Source organism: Hominimerdicola alba (assembly GCF_900112155.1).
Classification (GTDB): domain Bacteria; phylum Bacillota; class Clostridia; order Oscillospirales; family Ruminococcaceae; genus Hominimerdicola; species Hominimerdicola alba_D.
This window is the reverse complement of record NZ_FOKQ01000010.1, coordinates 1-18,209: the sequence shown is the minus strand read 5'-3', so window position 1 is coordinate 18,209 and position 18,209 is coordinate 1. Positions and strand designations below refer to the sequence as shown.

Genomic DNA, 18,209 nt, shown 5'->3' with positions numbered 1-18,209 from the left:
TAAGTGGGTGAATTAACAAAAACACTTGTCCTTGATGAAGAGGCTTTTGACAAGGGAGTTGAGGAATTTGCCGAACTCTCAACGAAGATCTCCAAATTGAGGAAGGATATCGAAGATATGCTTACAACGATCGAAAGTGGATTTGACACTCCTGCAGGACACAAGTTCATTGATTCCTGCAAGAATAATCTGCTTGAACCTTTAGATAAGCAGGAGGCTGTCGTTAAACATATCTCTGATACACTAAAGCAGTGCCGTCAGGAGTATTCATCAGTATTTAGTGAATACAATGAACTGGTACAGCTGATCAACAATTGACAACATTACCTGTCAGAACAGGTTTTTAATTGAAAGGAGCTAATTATTATGGCATCAGTACTTACAGCAGCGATCGTTGCAGACGCAAAAAGCAGCGTAGACAATTACGTTGCAACAGCAAATACTCTTTATGAGGAGCTTTCATCGATCATCACTAATCTGACATCGAACAGCTTTATCGGTGATGCAGCCGATGGTTATAAGGAGTTCTTCAACAGCAAGGCTACTCCTGCACTCACAGATAATCTTACAGACCCCACAGCTTCTCTGACAGCTGCTATCAACAGTCTGCTGGATATGATCAAGGAGCAGATGCTGGATACAGTCGATCCTCAGCTGGGCGACATAAACAGAAACCCCCAGGGTTAATTTGATTTGAGTAAAAAACAACATAACGATTTATTGTGAATAAAGGAGTAATCAAAAATGGCTGATATAGTATTTAGATATGACGAGATCAGAAACGCAGCGTCCCAGATCGCCGATATTGCGCAGAGATATAAGGCAGCATCGGATAAGTTACAGGATGACTTCATCGCTGCTACAAACGCATGGGAGGGTACTTCCAAGGATAAGATGACAGGCTTCATCACAGGTCCTGTTAATGAGTATATCGGCAAGACAGTTCCCGATCTCGTAAACGCTCTCAGCGAGCTGCTTAGCGCTAACGCCGATCAGATGGAAAAGGTGGATCAGGAACTCGCCGAAAATATCCCTACATCAATGTAAACAAATAACTATCTGGGCTGTGAGGTATTATGAAAAAAGAAGATGCACTTGTTACCGATATCGAGAGGAACAAGGAATTATTTGAATATGAAATGACAGAGGTACTCATAAAGCTCAAGGGTGAATTTGCTACCGTCAAGGGCGAAGATGTCAAAGGCGATAATATCGGAATGACTGTCGAGAAGCCAAATATCGAGCTTAAAGAACCAAAGATCTCGGTTGATGATATCCATGTTGATATCGCAGAAATACCGAAGGTTGCGGAAGTAAAGCCGATAAAGGTTACTTTGCTTGACAAGCTGCTTTCCGAAACATCGAAGATCACTGCACCGGGTGAGATAAGGATAGCTAAAAAAGATCCCGCATCCCCGAAACAGCTGCTCAAAGATCTCAATGAACGCTTCGATATACCGGAAATATCCATCACATGTTTTTCCGGCTTAAAGAAAGACATCGACAGATCAGCGATCACCTCAAAAGTCGAGATACCGAGTGTCAATATCGGCAGTGTGAAAACAGGCTCTGCGGATAATAATGTCAGCGTAACAGTCGCAAATGACTTTAATATCCCCGGGAAAATATCTGCTGCTGCAAAAGACAAGCCCGTTCTTTCAGAGGCTGTCTCTGTCGGAAATATCACAGTGCCCGAGATAAAGACTGCTCCTGCGCTTGCCGGAATGGCGGTAAAGAATATGGATGCAGTCAGGGTCAAGGGAACAGATATACCTGCTGTCAAGGCAGGATTCGATCCTGACATCAAGATCGGTGTCAGTGTCAGCGTTGCTGTGCCCGATTTAGAGATGCCTAAACCGGATATTGAGGATTTTAAATCAGAAAAGGCAAAAATGCCTGCTTTTCCCGATGTGCCCGAGAAGCCCGACTTCTCAGGTTATATCGAAGATATTCTCAATTCTTTCAAGGCTTAGTATATTTATGTGCTTGTAGTGGCAGGGCCTTTGGGTTTTGCCATTACAAGTTGTTTATGGAGATTTTTTTGAAGGGTCATTATTTATGGAAAGTAACAAGCTGCTTATCGGTCTGCAATTCCTGGGTGCAGGGGGAGAGGACATTTTCATCGAACTGATAGTCCTCAGAGATATGACGCTCAGCCAGTTGTTCGACGGTATAAAATACGGTCTGGCAAAAAAAGCCAAGCAATCACCTTACTGTGAGTGCAAGCAGATATTCGATATCTGCAACAGCCCTGACGGCAGTGGTGTTTACAGAAGGATATGTCTGACATCGCATAACAACGGTTCTCTTTCGGGAGGCGCACACAGCGGCCGTTTTGTTATCTCTGAAGGCGATCTTTCAAAAACTCTGGCAGAGATCGGATTTATATCGTCCACCCGTGTGGTATTCGACCCGCAGGAGGAATATGATACGTTCCAGATAATCGACAGCAGTGTGGATATAATCCCCGCTTTCAACCCGAAGGAACGTAACAACTCTCATATGTCCTTCCCCGATTACAATATCAGCACAAGGCAGCTGCATAAATTCAATAATGAACCCGTGGAGCTTATCCCACCGCCAGAACCGCCTGCCAGAAACGATCAGAATTTGTTCTTCACACTTCTGCCGACCCTGCTTATGGTCAGCATGATGATACTGGTCAGGACCATGATGGCAAGAAACTCGGGCTCAGGTATGTCAATGATCATCATGAGCGCTTCCATGAGTGCGATAACACTTGTGATGGCACTGATAAACTGGATAAGACAAAACAATAAATACAAAAAAGACGTAGCCGCATGGAAAAAAGGCTACGAGGAGTACGCCGACAAGACCATTGAGGAGATACTTAACAGACAGGGCGCTGACGCTGAAAAGCTCAACGAGATATATCCTGATATCAACGATATTTTCGAGCAGCCCGACCCATATAAAAGCGTGTACGGCGTAAGCGGAAATATTTTCAGCAGATGCAGTACCGATAAGGATTTTCTCATGGTAAGGCTCGGAGTTTCGGACAGTGTAGACAATCTGTTCGAGATAAGGGGCAGCAAGAAAGATGTCCTTTTCTCGGCTGCAAGCTTTAGGCTGAAGCTGGATAAAGTCGAGCTGATGCTGGCAGATGAAAAGCTGGCTGCAGCGAGTGACGATACTTCCCATTATCTTACTAACCTGCCGAAGTATATATCAGATAAGTACCACTATATGCGCAATGCACCGCTCCTGCTTCCGATAAAGAACTGCGGAGCACTGGGTATCATCGCAATAAACTCGGGATTTTCCGACAGGATAATAAACAGGATAATCTTCGATCTCAGCTTCTATCATTCCCCCTCAGACCTGCAGTTCGTGATACTGTTCAAGCCCACAAGGGACAGGAGCACAATCGAAAGATGCATAAGCCAGTATAAATTCCTGCCGCATTTCAGAGAACTCTTCAATGAACGACCCGGAGCGCAGTTCGTGTTTGATCCCGAAAATGCAAATATGGTTTTCAGTAAAATGCTGAAGATCATGGGTGAACGTGCAGAAGCTCCAGATGATATACAGAAGCTCCCCCATATAGTATTTATCGTACACGAGGAGTACGACCTCAAAGAACACGCCTTTGCACAGTATCTCCCGACACTGCCGCCTGACGGCAAACCCTTTGAGAATAAGCTGGGCATAACCTTTATATTCCCGAAGGTATATAAAGAGCATCTGCCGAAATACTGTGACAACGTGATAACCGTCCGCAGCGACCATGAGGCGCATATAGCACCCCATGACGATGAAGAAGCGGCAAAGCTTTTCACATTCCGCATGAGTGCAGACTGGAACATACATACCTACAACGCATCAAAGATACTTTCTGCGCTTTGCTATTCAAAGATATCCGAAAACGGAAAGGTGCCCTCAAGTGTCAGCCTGTTTGAACTTTACGGAATGACTAAGAACAATATCGATATAGAGAGCAGCTGGATGGGTAGCTACAAACAGAGAGGCTGCAATATAGTTGAATCTATATCCGTGCCGATAGGCAAGACAGAGAACGGCTTTACCTGTCTTGATCTCCATGAGGATTTTGACGGCCCCCATATGCTGGTCGCAGGTACTACGGGCTCAGGTAAATCCGAGACGATAATCACCTATCTGCTAGGTCTTTGCATAAGATTCCGACCCGATGAGGTCAACCTCATGCTGGTAGATATGAAGGGCGGCGGCTTCGTAAAAAGAATAGGCGATCTTCCCCATGTGGTAGGTTCGGTAACGGACGTTGACGGCGATGAGAATGGAACAGGTGCGGAATATATGCTCAAACGTTTCCTTGATTCGCTGACTTCCGAGATACGCCGCAGGAAGATACTTTTCAATTCGATGTACGTTGATAATATCAATCAGTACATCGCAGTGTGCAACGATATCGAATCTCATATCAATTCGATAAACAACCGCCTGAGGGGCGAAAACAAACCCGAACTCACCGAGGACGAAAAGAACAAGCTGCGCGAGCAGGCTAAGAAACAGTCGCTCTCACATTTGTTCCTCGTAGTTGATGAGTTTACCGAGCTTAAAAGATTCACCACAGAAAACAACGATATCGACTTCATCGGTGAGATAACCACTATTGCGAGAGTCGGACGAAGCCTCGGATTCCATATCATACTGATATCCCAGAATATCGAGGGTGCTATCACAGATGATATCCGCGTCAACTCAAAATCAAGGCTTTGCCTTAAAGTTGCGACAAGACAGGCATCAAAGGAAATGATAGGCAACGACCTTGCGGCAAGCCCCACGATGCCGGGTCACGGCAGAGCTTATCTTCTGGTGGGTACAGGCTCGAAGTTTGAATACTTCCAGTCGGGATATGCAGGAGCGGTGGCTGAGGAAAACATGGAGATACCAGTTGAGATAATCGAGGCAAGCAAGAACAGCGAATATACCGTGTTCTACCGCTCTGCCAAGGATAATCTTGAAACTATCGAGCGCAAGAAGCAGCTGGAGCTCCAGGGTAAACTCGAAACTCAGCTGAATGCGATAACAGGTGCAATAAAGAAGTATTACAGGATGAACAGCAGTAATATGAACACACCTCATATCATTTTCCAGCGTCCGCTCTCGGATAAGCTTGTATTCGAGGATAATAAGGTATACGAATACAAGGACGGAAAATATGACGTTATCAGGGAGGTCTGACCGTGACTGAAAAACTTGCTATGGGGATATATGACGACCTGGATCAGCAGATCCAGCCCATACTCTATATAGACCCTGTTTTATCGAATATCATAGTCTTCGGCGGTCATATGAGCGGTAAGACCACTTTCCTGAAAACACTTCTGGTAAGGCTGCACGAAAACGGTCCCGAAGCACCAAAAAGAGATATATACGTGCTGGATTTCGGCGGAAATCTCGGAGAATACAGAGATCTGGGAAGAGTAGCAGCCTGCTTTGACAGTTCAAGCGAGGAAAATGTCCGCAGGGTGTTCAAGACTATCGAATCCAGACTTGAAGAAAACAGCAAAAATCTGTTTTCAAAACAGTTTGCTGAGATATATGGCAGGGACGAGAATTCACCCCCGCACATAATGCTTTTTATCGACAATGTCACATCTTTCCTTGCTGATGACAGATATGAAGCTTATCACGATCTGCTGCTGAGATTCTGCAGAGACGGTCTTTCAAAGGGACTGACCGTAGTGTTCACCGCAAACGATGTATCAGGCGGACTTGGAAGATATATGGGAAGCTTCAACCGTAAATTCGCACTTCCGGGTTCGGCTGATAAGTATATCGACATATTCGGTATGAAAGTCAACGAACCCATGGGCAACGCAGGACGCGGCGTTACTATCATCGATGGCAAGCCGAGAGAGTGTCAGATATTCCTGCCATTTATGGATGAGGAAAAAGGTCTTGCGGCGCTGAATGAAAGATGCAGGACTCTCGGCATAGAGACCGAAAAACTTGTGGCATTCAGGGGTGCGCTGACAGAGGAAAACTTCTTTGAATATCTGTCAACGCGGTATGATATCAGTGATGACCCCAACAAGGACGAATATGTGGTAGGGCTTGATTATTACGAGCATCTGCCCGTATCGGTCGATTTCAACGAGATACATTCCATTGCCATATATGGCAAGAAAAAATTCGGCAAAACAAATCTTCTTAAGCTGCTGCTCGATTCGGTCAGGAAGAGCCATTCGGATCACAGGTTCGTGTATTTCGATGACGGCAGAAAACAGCTGGAAGAACTATATAACAACGACAAGGGCAGCAACAAGTTCTATGTTACCAACATAGAACAGCTCTATGACCTGCTTGACAGCGAAGGCTACGCTGCAAAGATGGGAGCAGGCGGCATAAATAAAAACTTTACAGAAAAAGACACGCCGCCTACCATATTCATCCTGCAGAACAAGATGCTCTTCCAGGCGGCAGGCGCCCAGCTACTGAAACAGGTTTTCCCGAAAATGATAGCCAGGGCTGAGGAAAAAAATTACTGGTTTATCTTCTCCGATGTGAGAAAGATAAGCAACAACGACAGAGATGCAGAGTCTTCTCTGAACACAGGCATAGCCGTTGCTTTTCTGTTGGACAGCATAGCTGATTTTGTTACCGACCGCGGCAACAGATCGGTATTCGGCGAGATGGATCCCAAGGAACTCAAAAGCGAATACGCAAGATGTGAACTGGGCGACGGATACTTCTATGATATAGAAAGCGACGATCTTAAAAAACTTAAATTTTTAAAAGCAGAGTAATGAACAGGAGGATCAATTATGGCAGACGGCACATACGTAGTTATCGATACAACTAAGATAGACAAGGGCATAGGCATGAAGGACAGCCTCATCAAGCAGTACGACGATATAAACACTACCTACGATGATATAGTCAGCAAACTGGATCAGAACTGGAAGGGTCACGGTGCTGAGGCATTTATGAAGGATGCTAATACTGTAAAGCAGAATATCAAAGGTATATATGATATACTCAAGACCATGTGTGATACTCTTACAGAATGCAAGCTTGTTCTGGAAGAATGCGATAACGGTCTCGGAGAATTTAACAGAGATCCTCAGAAATAACTGACCGCGGGGTATGGATAATGGAGCTTGAATACAGCTTTTTTACAAATGAAGGTGACAGACCTGTAAACGAAGACAGTATCGGCTTTACCGAAAAGGACGGCAGATACTGCTTCGTACTGTGCGATGGCCTGGGCGGACACGGCAAGGGCGAACTTGCCTCAAGGTATGTTGTCGAGTATGCAAAATGCTTTTTTGATGAAAGCACTGATAACGACAGCTATATGGAGACTGTTCTGGACAACGCACAGGAGGGTCTGCTGGCTGAACAGATAGAGCTTGACGCCACCTTTCAGATGAAGACCACTGCTGTAGTACTTACCGCCGTGGGTGAAAGATGCAGGTATATGCATATAGGTGATTCACGCCTGTATCGTTTCAGAAAAAACAAGGTGATGAAAAGGACGATGGATCACAGCGTCCCACAGATGCTGGCGATGTCGGGTGATATCAAGGAAAAGCAGATACGCTCCCACCCGGACAGGAACCGACTGCTGAGAGTCATGGGCTCTAAATGGACTTCGGGCGGGGCAAAGTATGAGCTTTCCGAAACTGAAGACCTTAAAGCGGGCGATGCTTTTCTGCTGTGTTCTGACGGCTTCTGGGAACCCATTACCGAAAAGGAGATGTGTAAGCTCCTGAAAAAAAGCAGTTCTGCTGAGGACTGGCTGAGGAAAATGGCAGAAACAGTGCGCGAAAACGGAAAGGATACCAATATGGATAACTTTTCGGCAATAGCAGTCTGTGTCAAAGGGTGAACATTATGCAGTGTGAGATACGTTCTATAATAGGAACAAGAAAAGAACAGCAGGATCATGCAGGATGTGTTCGGGACGAAAAGGGTATGCTTGCAGTTGTATGCGATGGCATAGGCAGCCGTGCGGACGGCGGGGCTTCGGCTAAGACCGCCGTGGATATGTATACCGATCTTTTCCTGAAAACTGATTTCGGTTCCTTTGCCGAATTTATCGTAAGCGCAACAGAAGAGATAAATGAGGTGATACGCAGGGATTACGGAAAAGACTGCGGCACCACAGTGGTACTGGCTTTTGTTTCCGGTGATTCTTTGCAGTGGCTGTCCGTTGGTGACAGCAGGCTGTATATCAAGCGCGGCAGAAAATTCAGAAAGATCACCAATGATCACAACTATAAGTATATTCTTGATGTCCGTATGAAAAAAGGACTGATAGATAAAGAGACCTATGATAACGAGATAGAACGCGGAGAACATCTGGCAAGCTTTCTGGGCATGGGCGTTATAGATATAATGGATATCAACGTCACTCCCCTCACGCTTGAAAAAGGAGATATGCTCCTGCTGATGACTGACGGTATATACAAGATACTGTCCGAAGAAACGATGAACGATATCCTTGAAAGCAATGACGACATCAATAGTGTCGCAGATGAACTGATACGCTCGGTTGAACAGAGCGGCAGCACAGATATCGATAATGCAACTTTTGCCGTTATAAAATATTGAACGGAGGAATAGATATGAAACTGGCAAGATGCCCCAAAAATCATTATTATGATTCTGACAAGTACAGCGCCTGCCCCCACTGCCAGGCAGCGGAGGCTCCCAAAGGAACTGTTAATATAGATATCGACAAGAACCGCCCAAAGCCCCAGGACGAACAGAAGCGCATATCTGCGTATTTTGTACCGCCCACGGGAAGACAGCAGTCTCAGCAGGTGGCTCCTGTTGCCCCTGCTCACGAGCCCCCGAGACCTGTGCCTCCTTTGGGTGAAGCACCTGTGCCCGTGCCGCCTCCCGCCCATGAGCCGCCATCGCTGGTAAAACCGCCCGTAGGCGAAGCTCCAGCGCCTGTGCCACCGCATCCCGTTGCACCGCCTGTCAGCGAAGTACCCGCGTCTGTGCCACCGCATCCCGTTGCACCGCCCGTTGGCGAAGCACCTGCGCCTGTGCCGCCGCATCCCGTTGCACCGCCCGTTGGCGAAGCACCTGCGCCTGTGCCACCGCATCCTATCGCACCGCCTGTAGGCGAAGCACCTGCGCCTGTGCCACCGCATCTGGTCGCACCGCCTGTAGGCGAAGCACCTGCGCCTGTGCCACCGCATCCGGTCGCACCGCCTGTCAGCGAAGCACCTGTACAGCCAAAGCCTGTAACTCCCACACAGCTTACACAGCAGATACAGAATTCGGGATTTACAGGTTCTATGGAAGACATACATACCAAGGTGCTTTTCGATGATATCCCCGATGAGCCGATAGTCGGCTGGTTCGTGATAATAAACGGTCCCGACAAAGGCAAGTCATATGAGATAAGGTACGGCAAATCTTCACTGGGAAGATCGGGACTCGATCATGTGGTCGATGTGGATATCCATAACGATACCTCGATATCAAGGGGCGCACAGGCATTTGTTATCTATGACCCCAGAAACAAGAAATTCATGATACAGACCACCAATGGAAAGACCTTCGTATATGTCAACAACGAAATGCTCATGAACTATGCCGAACTTAAGATATACGATGTTGTATCCGTAGGAGAGACAGATTTGATATTCGTACCCTTGTGTTCTGAAAGATTTTCATGGAATTGAACGGAGTAATGATCAAAGCATATGTATAGATGCAATAATTGTTTCGCGGAACTTGAACAGTACTGCGATGAGTGTCCCCGGTGCGGATACCGCTACGGTGATCCCCCGAAGCTGGATTACCAGCTTTTCGCGGGGACGGAACTGAAAAACGGAAGATATATGATAGGTCAGGTGCTTGGCTCAGGCGGTTTTGGCAATATCTATAAGGCATGGGATACCAAACTCGAAAAGATCGTAGCGATAAAGGAATTCTATCTGCTGGGCGTAGTAAACAGACCCCTTGGCGAGAAAGACCTCGTCATCACCGATAAAAGGCGTGCCTGGGAATTTGAGACCCTGCGTGACAGATTTATCCTTGAAGCCCGTATAACCGCACAGTTCAATTCCGAACCCGACATCATAAATGTATATGATTACATAGAAGAAAACAACACGGCGTATATCGTCATGGAGTTCCTCGACGGCATAAATCTCAGCGATTACATGAAGCTGAACGGTCACTTTGATGTCGAAGAAGGTGTAAGGATATGTCTGACGATATGCAACGCTCTTGAAAAGATACATTCCAAAGGCATAATCCACAGGGATATCAGTCCTGATAATATCTTTATGTGCCTTGACGGCATGATAAAGATAATCGACTTCGGCGCCGCAAAGCTGACAAGCAAGGATAATCTAGACCTTGTAAGGATAGTAAAGCCCGGTTTTGCTCCCCCGGAACAGTATTCTAAAGAAACTCCCGAGGGAAAGTGGACAGACGTCTACGCTCTGGGTGCAACACTGTACTATCTGATAACAGGCGTTGTGCCTATCGAATCCACCGACAGAAAGCAGACGGAAAATGATATTGAAAAGCATGAACTGCCTTTCCCACATGAAGTCTCTCCCGAGATACCCGAATATCTCAGCAACGCGATAATGAATGCGATGGAAACGGATACCCAGTTGAGATTCAAGGATATCAAACAGTTCAAAGCAGCTATCAATAAGGATAAGATAGTGCTGGCTCCAAAGGAAGAAAGAAAGCGCCGCAGAAGACGCAAGTACATCGGACTTTCCGCAGCTGCACTCGTGATCGCGGCAGGTACAGCCATAAGCGCATACACCATGCGCCGCAACATTGAAGAGGAAACTCTTCCGCCGTGCAAGCTGACCATGTGGTACTGCAAAAGCGGCGATGACCAGCTGGACGAAGCAGAAGAGAATGCCTATAAAAAGATAATCTCTGATTTCAATTCCAGCTTTGAGGATGTTGAGATAGAGCTCGTGGGATTTATGCCAGATGAATATGCCGAAAAACTCAGCAGTTCCGAACAGCAGCCGAATATCTACGAATACACTGATACACTCTCATCGGCAGCCAGACTTTCTCTTGATAAAGTCTATTCTTCAGATGAGATGAAACAGTGCTCGGTGCTGAATAAAGCCGAGCAGACCTACGGCAATAAATATCAGCTGCCGCTGGGACTTGATGTACCCGTGGTGTATGCAAATACAGGGCTGTGTGATTACGGCAAAGACGGAGTATCCGACCTTTCACAGATAATGGGCAAGGTCAGACCCGAATATGAGCCTGTTGTATTCAGCAGCAAGGATTATGACAGCATATTCGGTGATACCGCTGAATATTACAGCGAAAGCGCCAAGGAAAAATTCCTTGATAAAAATGATAAGATATGCTTTTTCGGCGGGTATACCTCGGATTACTATGATGTCAGAGATAAGCTTCCTGTGCAGTATAAGATACTGTACTGCGATGTAGATGAAGTGCCGTGTGAATACGAAGATATATGGTGCGCAAATGATATCAGTAAGGACGAGAACAGGGCAAGTGAGAAATTGCTCGGGTTCATGCTGACGAATAATGCGCAGGACGCTCTCCATGTGCAGAACAAGAGCCTCAGCCTGCCTGTTAACGATTCGGTACGCGAAGTGTTCGTTGAGGTGCATGATGAGTTTAACGGTACGTTTGTCAATACGGATAAGTATGTGTTTCCCAATGACTGACCCCGCAGCTGAACTCCGTTTCTGATAGAAAAAATAAAACAGAGGTATAAAATATGAAATTCTGTATGGGCTGCATGGAGCAGTACGAAGATGAATATCGGATATGTCCCAGATGTGGCTATATCGAGGGTTCTAAGGCTGAAAATGATATCGGCATAGTGCCCGGCAGTATCCTCGCTGACAGATATATAGTTGGTAGAATGCTCAACTGGGACGATGCTCACATCAGCTATATCGGCTGGGATGCTCTGGCAGAAAAGAAAGTACGGCTACAGGAACTTTTTGTGAGCGGCGTATGTATGCGCAGTGAACATAATGGCAGAGTTGAAGCCATAAACAGCGATAAAGCCGTGATCTTCAGCAAATACAAAAATAAGCTTATCGAGCTTGCAGATAAACTTACAAAGGTGACAGACCTTGAATATATCGAAAGCATAGAATCCTATTTTGAAGCTTCAAACACAGTCTATGTGGTGTCTGATTATTTCGAGACCGAAGAACTGAGCAGGATGATGGGCAGTGAAAAAAGTATCTCGCCCAAAAAACTCAGAAAACGCTTTGTGCCGATACTGAACGAGATAGACAAGCTCCATGAGCTGGGCTATTTTATCGGCATGATACGCGAAAAAAATATAGTTGTGACAAGAACAGGCGGCTTTCTGCTGAAAGAGCATATATGGGCTTGTCTTGAAAGCAGGACAAGGTCAGAGTCGTCTGACGGTTCTCCCAGCGAGTATACTTTCCCTTATGAATTCGTAAAAGACCCAGAGAGCGCACTGAATTCACCAAGCATTGATGTATACTCCATAGCGGCGATAATGTACCGCTTCGCAACAGGCGCTGATATGAGCAAGGCTGATTGTCTTGACCGTGCCGCATCACTTAAAAAGAAGCATAAGGATAATATCAAACCCATAGATAAGCTGATCGATAGTTCCGATACCATAGACCACGTGTTCTCAAATGCGGTCATGAATGCTTTCAATGTCTACCCCGATTACCGCACCCCCGATATGGAGAGGTTTGTTGAGGAGCTTAGCGCTGAAAAGCCCGCGGAACGCCGTCGGCAGTATAAAAAGGTGACACCGCTTTGGGCAAAGATACTTATCCCCGCAGCAGCAGTCGGAGTTGTGACGGCAGGCACACTGTTTGTCATAAACATGAAAATGAAAACAAGTGCTCCAGCGCTTGAAGTGACCGTGCCGGGATTCCAGCGCAAAAACATTGATGAAGCCAGAAAGATGGCTGAAAAATCAAATCTCAAACTGATAGTGAACGGCAAGGAGTATTCAAAAACCGATTCGGAAAATACAGTTATCAGCCAGTCGGTGGATCCCGGTGAGCTGGTATTTGAAAACAGCTTTATCGGTGTGACCCTAAGCGCGGGTGAAGAGAAATATCCCATGCCAATGCTTGAAGGCATGGAGTTTGGAAAGGCTCAGCAGATACTTGATAATATGGGTCTTTTCTATACCACTTACGAAGAGCAGAGCGTGACGGTCGCAAAGGGCTGTATAATCAGCCATACCCCCGAAGCCAACGAAAATGTAACGGCAGGGGAGAAGATACAGATAGTAATATCCTCGGGCTCGGACAGAGAAGGTACTGTGGTAGTTGATGATGTGGTAGGTTCGACTTATGACGATCTTATCGCTCAGGCAGAGCAGGGAGGTCCTCCCGTTGAAGTAACTTCCTATGTACCCAGCGATCTTCCCGCAGGCACGATAATAAGCCAGTCACAGCCCTCGGGAACAGAGCAGGATATCAACGAGCCACTGCAGGTCGAGGTATCTATGGGCAGAGGTTCGGTAGCTGTGCCCGATGTGACATACCTTGAAGAGGATAAAGCTGTTGCGATACTGAATACCATTGGTATCGCAACAGAGATAAGCAACAGGGATGATGATAATGTTTCTGAAGGTCTTGTATCCGAACAGGGTATAGAAGCAGGGGAGATAATCGAGCTGGGAAGCTCAGTGACCCTTGTCATAAGCAACGGTCCCGAAAAAGTCAAAGTCCCAGATACAGTGGGCATGAAGATAAAGGATGCCAAGGAACTCCTTGTCAAGATAGGTCTCGGATATATCATCAGCTATAAGACCGATAAGGAAAGCAAAGAGGATACGGTGATCGAACAGAGCGAAAAGCCCGATACCATGCTGGTACCCGGTGAAAAGATAATCATAACCGCAGCGACTTCCAAGGAAACCATCGCTGTTCCTGACTTTAAAGGCAAGAAAGTCGATGAGGCAAGAAAAGAGATCGAAAAGCTGGGGCTCAAAGCGGTCATATTCGATATACAGGATCCTGTTGCAGGCAAGGACGAAGTCGTATCCCAGTCACCGCCCGCCGATAAGGATGTTAAGCTGCGAAAGGGAGATGTTATCTCGATCGTGGTATGCACCAAGGAGGGCAGCAAGACCAAGATAGATTTCGGCGAGATAGGTGAGATAAAGATCGATGCTCCGTCAACCGTAAAGGCAGGAGATGTATTTGACGTTGTGATAACCCTGGATACGGGAGGAAGAACTGTATTCCTGGACAGCGATTTCAGCGCTAATCTTGAGATCATCGATACCGAGGCTGAGGATCCTGATGAAAATATCCTTGTCAGAAGACTGAAAGTTAAAGCTCTCGAGGGCGGAGCGGCAAAGATCTCGATAAGCGGCGGTTCAAAGGAAGCCGAATTTGATCTTACCGTTCTTGAATGATAAGAAGTAATATCTAAGATAAAAAATAAAAGTAAGGAGCGATTTTCATGAAATACTGCATGGGCTGCATGGAGCAGTATGAGGACGAATATAATATATGTCCGCACTGCGGGTATGCAGAAAACACACCGCCTGTAAATTCACTGCAGATCGTCCCGGGCTCGATACTGGCTGACAGATATATTGTCGGCAGATCCCTGGGCTCGGGCGGTTTTGGAGTAACTTACATAGGCTGGGACGCTCTGCTGGAAACCAAAGTGGCGATAAAGGAATATCTGCCCAGTGAGTTTTCGTCAAGAGCATACGGAAGCACCGAGATAACAGTATTCTCAGGTGCAAAGCAGGAACAGTTTGAAAGCGGAATGAACCGTTTCGTGGACGAAGCGAAAAAGCTGGCGAAGTTCGGCAATTCAAGCGGTATAGTACAGATAATAGACACCTTTGAGGTGAACAATACTGCATATATCATAATGGAACTGCTGGAGGGCGAAACTCTCGCCCAAAGACTTGAGCGTGAAAAAACAATACCGCCCGAGGAAGCACTCAGGATGATAACACCGGTTATCAATTCTCTGGAGGAAGTCCACAAGGCAGGGCTTATCCACAGAGATATCGCCCCTGATAATATCTTCATAACAAGCAAGGGCGATATCAAGCTCATCGACTTCGGCGCAGCAAGATTTGCGACTTCCACCCACAGCCGAAGCCTTACCGTGCTGGTAAAAGAGGGCTATTCTCCCGAAGAGCAATACGAGAGCCGCGGCGAGCAGGGTCCCCACACAGATGTATACGCTCTGGCGGCAACCCTGTACCGCATGATTACAGGCGTAGTCCCGCCTGCGGCACTTGAAAGAAAAGCAAGGGTAAGAAACAGGAAAAAAGACCCGCTGCAGCCGCCAAGCAAATTCGTAAAGGATCTTGATGATAACTACGAAAACGCACTGATGAACGCGCTGAATATCCAGATATCCGACAGAACGGAATCAATGTCAAAATTCCTTGAAGAGCTCACCAGCGAACAGCCGGTAAAAAGGAGATTAGCGCATATCTCGGTGTTTGATAAGCTGAAATGGCCTCTCTGGGCAAAGATCGGTGTGCCCGCAGCCTGCGTTTGTCTGCTGACATTCGGCGTACTGTTCATGACAGGTGTTATACGTTTTGACGCTAATATGAAAAAGGAGATAACGATACCTGAAGGTCAGACAAGAGTGCCATCGGTACTGAATCTCGAATATCCCAGTGCCGAAATGAAGCTAAGTGAATCTAATCTCAATATCAGCGTGACCCGAAAAGAACCAAACCGCGATATTCCCGAGAACCGCGTAATGAAGCAGATGATCTTTGACGGCTCCGTGGTGGCTGAGAATACCGTTGTACAGGTAGTCATAAGCGCTGGCGAAGCAGAGATGATAATGCCTAACGTTCTCGGACTTGAAGCAGATACGGCTAAAAACGAACTCGAGAACCTTGGCTTGAAAGTCACTGTTAATGAGGAATATGACGACAGCATAATGGCAGGTTCTGTCATATCCCAGAGCAAGGACTTCGAGGATAAAGTCTATGAGACTGACGAGATAGTGCTTACAGTTTCAAAGGGCAGAGATCCATTCAAGGGAGAACCCGCAGGAACGAAAGCTCCGAACTTCTTAGGCAGCTATTTTGAGGAAGCCAGGCAGATCGCGAGCGAGAACGATGTGCTTATAATGGTCACAGAGTACCGATACAGCAGAAGCTTTGCAAAGGGTCAGATAATGAGTCAGAACCCCGGACCCGGCGGTGACCTTGATGATTCAAAGTGCGTCAAGCTTGTTATATCCATGGGCTTCGGCAATGTTACTGTGCCGGATGTTACGTTCCAGGACGAGGACAAGGCAAAGACTCAGCTGAGAACTGTCGGACTTATTCCGCAGGTGACCTATGAGTACAGCAACAGCATCGAGGAAGGACTTGTAATATCACAGGATCCCTCGCCTGATACCAGTATCGAAACAGGCTCGAAAGTCAATCTTGTTATCAGTAAGGGCGCAGAAAGCGTCGAGATCCCGAACCTTGTTGGCATGACAAAGTCCGATGCTACCGATACCCTGCGGAATATGGGTATGGTGGTTGTATATGAGTATAAGACCGATAACAGCAAGTCTGAAGACAGCGTACTTTCATCTTCACCCGCTGCGGGCGAAAAGATCAGGCCCGGTTCTGAGATAACACTTACCATATGTACACATGAAAGCACAGTACAGGTACCAGATGTAAAGGGCAAGAGCAGAAGCGACGCCGAAAAGGCTATAAAGTCGGCAGGACTTAAAGTCAATGTCGTTGAGGTCATAGACGATGATAATGTCGGCAAGGTAATTTCCCAGTCGCCTAAGGGCAGATCAAGTACCACAAAGGGCAAGACTGTTACCATCAACGTCGGCAAAAAGTCTGACGACCAGAAATCAAATAATAACGGAAGCAACGGCAGCAACAACGGCGGAAGCAGCAAGACTACAACCAAGTCCGAGACAACGACCCAGAAGCCCGAAACTACTCCCACTAAAAAAACTAACACTGACACTAACTCCGAACCTCAAACTGAAACCAAGACCGAAACCAACACATCTTCACCACAGAAGAAAAAGTATACAGTCAAGGTCATATCCGAAAGCACCGAAATTTTTGAGGTCGAAGAGGGTGCAACCTTCGGAAGCGTTATATCTGATTTCAGCGAAGGTTCCGAAAATTCATCGGGACAGATCTTCAAGGGCTGGTACATAGGCAAAAACGGAAACGGCAGAAAGGTATCTTCTTCAGACGTGATAAAAAGTGATACGACCGTCTTTGCTTACTATGTTGAACCTCAGTATTCCGACTGGACGCCCATAAGCGATGTACCCAGTGGTGCAAAGATATCCGAGCATAAGTACACTTTCTATAAACCTGAGACTACAACGTCCGAAAGTCCTTCCCTCGGCGACGACTGGAAGCAGACAGGAAGCGAATGGAAGGAGAGTGGAAGTGCTACTCGGATATGTGCCGAATTCCCCAGCGGCTTTGATGAAAGTAACGCTTATTATAATGATATCGAACACGGTCTGACAAGTGCCTATGCTGATGAAACGAGCAAACGAGACGTTTCACGCTCATTCAAGTATTACATCTACTGGCACTGGTGTTATCCGTTGGCTGGATCTCATACCGAAAATGACAGGATAGTATCGGATCAATGCAATGAGAAAATATCTGGATGTGGTTATACCACAATATTTGAAGCTTTCGATTCGACTGTTGACGAACCCTATAAGGAATGGGCAAAGGGTTACGAGGTCAGGGGTCATAGCACATATTCATGGTGGTATGTTCCCAAGAGGGTCGAAGTGTACGAAGAAAGAATCACTGACTACAAGAAGATATACACTTATTCGCGAAGTGTATACTACGAATCTGATACTCAGCCAAATCCAAGCACAGTGATCAATCTTACTCATCTTGTAAAATATCGTATCAACTGATAAAAACAAAACAGGAGGCTGTTGCAACCGCAGCACCCTCGAACCATATCCGAACATCAGAGTAAAAAAACATATTAACTGGTGAAATAAGCTGTTTCAGAGCGCACACCCCCAAGCCCTCTTCAAAAAAAGAGGACTCGGGGGTGTTATGTTCTATTTGTTTTTATGCCGTTTTCAGTTCAAAAAGAGAAATTCCAAGTCGGTTTTCTGAGATCTTAGCAAAAAGCTTCTTTATGTTGTATGCAAGTCCCAGCAAAAGGAACTCAGTTCTGATGTTGTTTTTGCCCCTGCACAGGAATCTTCTGAAGCCATGATCCTGTTTCAGCACTCCGAATACGCCTTCAGCCTGT

14 protein-coding genes are annotated in these 18,209 nt (G+C 46.3%); 13 read left to right on the top strand and 1 reads right to left on the bottom strand.

All coding sequences use genetic code 11. The features are described from left to right. Nucleotides 1–3 precede the first annotated feature (3 nt). The 13 genes from BM265_RS07195 (at nucleotide 4) to BM265_RS07130 (ending at nucleotide 17,859) form a co-directional block, all read left to right on the top strand. Complete coding sequence (locus BM265_RS07195; RefSeq protein ID WP_074960885.1) at nucleotides 4–318, top strand: hypothetical protein; 315 nt, start codon at nucleotides 4–6, stop codon at nucleotides 316–318. A gap of 48 nt (nucleotides 319–366) precedes the next feature. Beyond that, nucleotides 367–687, top strand: coding sequence for a hypothetical protein (locus tag BM265_RS07190; RefSeq protein ID WP_074960883.1), 321 nt, complete (start codon nucleotides 367–369; stop codon nucleotides 685–687). A gap of 57 nt (nucleotides 688–744) precedes the next feature. Next, nucleotides 745–1,047, top strand: coding sequence for a WXG100 family type VII secretion target (locus BM265_RS07185; protein ID WP_074960882.1), 303 nt, complete (start codon nucleotides 745–747; stop codon nucleotides 1,045–1,047). 29 nt (nucleotides 1,048–1,076) lie between these two features. Further along, complete coding sequence (locus BM265_RS07180) at nucleotides 1,077–1,973, top strand: hypothetical protein (RefSeq protein WP_074960879.1); 897 nt, start codon at nucleotides 1,077–1,079, stop codon at nucleotides 1,971–1,973. Between the two features lie 85 nt (nucleotides 1,974–2,058). Further along, a complete protein-coding gene (locus BM265_RS07175; RefSeq protein ID WP_074960877.1) occupies nucleotides 2,059–5,184 on the top strand; it encodes an FtsK/SpoIIIE domain-containing protein in 3,126 nt (1,041 codons plus the stop codon). Nucleotides 5,185–5,186: 2 nt separating this feature from the next. Continuing rightward, nucleotides 5,187–6,752 (top strand): FtsK/SpoIIIE domain-containing protein, encoded by a 1,566-nt coding sequence (locus BM265_RS07170; protein ID WP_074960876.1) that lies wholly within the window; start codon nucleotides 5,187–5,189, stop codon nucleotides 6,750–6,752. An 18-nt stretch (nucleotides 6,753–6,770) separates the two neighbouring features. Next, the gene (locus BM265_RS07165) at nucleotides 6,771–7,079 is read left to right on the top strand and encodes a WXG100 family type VII secretion target (RefSeq protein ID WP_074960875.1); all 309 of its coding nucleotides are present in this window, start codon (nucleotides 6,771–6,773) and stop codon (nucleotides 7,077–7,079) included. A gap of 20 nt (nucleotides 7,080–7,099) precedes the next feature. Continuing rightward, the gene (locus BM265_RS07160; RefSeq protein ID WP_074960874.1) at nucleotides 7,100–7,837 is read left to right on the top strand and encodes a PP2C family protein-serine/threonine phosphatase; all 738 of its coding nucleotides are present in this window, start codon (nucleotides 7,100–7,102) and stop codon (nucleotides 7,835–7,837) included. Between the two features lie 5 nt (nucleotides 7,838–7,842). Beyond that, on the top strand, nucleotides 7,843–8,562 hold the full coding sequence (locus BM265_RS07155; protein WP_074960873.1) for a PP2C family protein-serine/threonine phosphatase: 720 nt from the start codon (nucleotides 7,843–7,845) through the stop codon (nucleotides 8,560–8,562). A 14-nt stretch (nucleotides 8,563–8,576) separates the two neighbouring features. After that, nucleotides 8,577–9,650, top strand: coding sequence for an FHA domain-containing protein (locus BM265_RS19690; protein ID WP_143098689.1), 1,074 nt, complete (start codon nucleotides 8,577–8,579; stop codon nucleotides 9,648–9,650). 21 nt (nucleotides 9,651–9,671) lie between these two features. Further along, nucleotides 9,672–11,657, top strand: a complete 1,986-nt coding sequence (locus BM265_RS07140; protein ID WP_074960867.1) for a serine/threonine-protein kinase — start codon at nucleotides 9,672–9,674, stop codon at nucleotides 11,655–11,657. Nucleotides 11,658–11,710: 53 nt separating this feature from the next. Then, on the top strand, nucleotides 11,711–14,368 hold the full coding sequence (locus BM265_RS07135; protein ID WP_074960865.1) for a PASTA domain-containing protein: 2,658 nt from the start codon (nucleotides 11,711–11,713) through the stop codon (nucleotides 14,366–14,368). Between the two features lie 47 nt (nucleotides 14,369–14,415). After that, entirely contained in the window at nucleotides 14,416–17,859 is a 3,444-nt protein-coding gene (locus BM265_RS07130; RefSeq protein ID WP_074960863.1) for a Stk1 family PASTA domain-containing Ser/Thr kinase, read from the top strand. Between the two features lie 163 nt (nucleotides 17,860–18,022). Here BM265_RS07130 and BM265_RS07125 read toward each other — a convergent pair. Further along, nucleotides 18,023–18,209, bottom strand: a 187-nt coding sequence (locus tag BM265_RS07125; RefSeq protein WP_177219553.1) for a transposase, incomplete at its 5' end; no start/stop codon positions are given.

Coding starts and splice junctions, on each gene's coding strand:
- BM265_RS07135 (WP_074960865.1), top strand. CDS start 11,711: ATGAAATTCTGTATGGGCTGCATGGAGCAGTACGAAGATGAATATCGG.
- BM265_RS07185 (WP_074960882.1), top strand. CDS start 745: ATGGCTGATATAGTATTTAGATATGACGAGATCAGAAACGCAGCGTCC.
- BM265_RS19690 (WP_143098689.1), top strand. CDS start 8,577: ATGAAACTGGCAAGATGCCCCAAAAATCATTATTATGATTCTGACAAG.
- BM265_RS07160 (WP_074960874.1), top strand. CDS start 7,100: ATGGAGCTTGAATACAGCTTTTTTACAAATGAAGGTGACAGACCTGTA.
- BM265_RS07155 (WP_074960873.1), top strand. CDS start 7,843: ATGCAGTGTGAGATACGTTCTATAATAGGAACAAGAAAAGAACAGCAG.
- BM265_RS07175 (WP_074960877.1), top strand. CDS start 2,059: ATGGAAAGTAACAAGCTGCTTATCGGTCTGCAATTCCTGGGTGCAGGG.
- BM265_RS07190 (WP_074960883.1), top strand. CDS start 367: ATGGCATCAGTACTTACAGCAGCGATCGTTGCAGACGCAAAAAGCAGC.
- BM265_RS07130 (WP_074960863.1), top strand. CDS start 14,416: ATGAAATACTGCATGGGCTGCATGGAGCAGTATGAGGACGAATATAAT.
- BM265_RS07180 (WP_074960879.1), top strand. CDS start 1,077: ATGAAAAAAGAAGATGCACTTGTTACCGATATCGAGAGGAACAAGGAA.
- BM265_RS07165 (WP_074960875.1), top strand. CDS start 6,771: ATGGCAGACGGCACATACGTAGTTATCGATACAACTAAGATAGACAAG.
- BM265_RS07140 (WP_074960867.1), top strand. CDS start 9,672: ATGTATAGATGCAATAATTGTTTCGCGGAACTTGAACAGTACTGCGAT.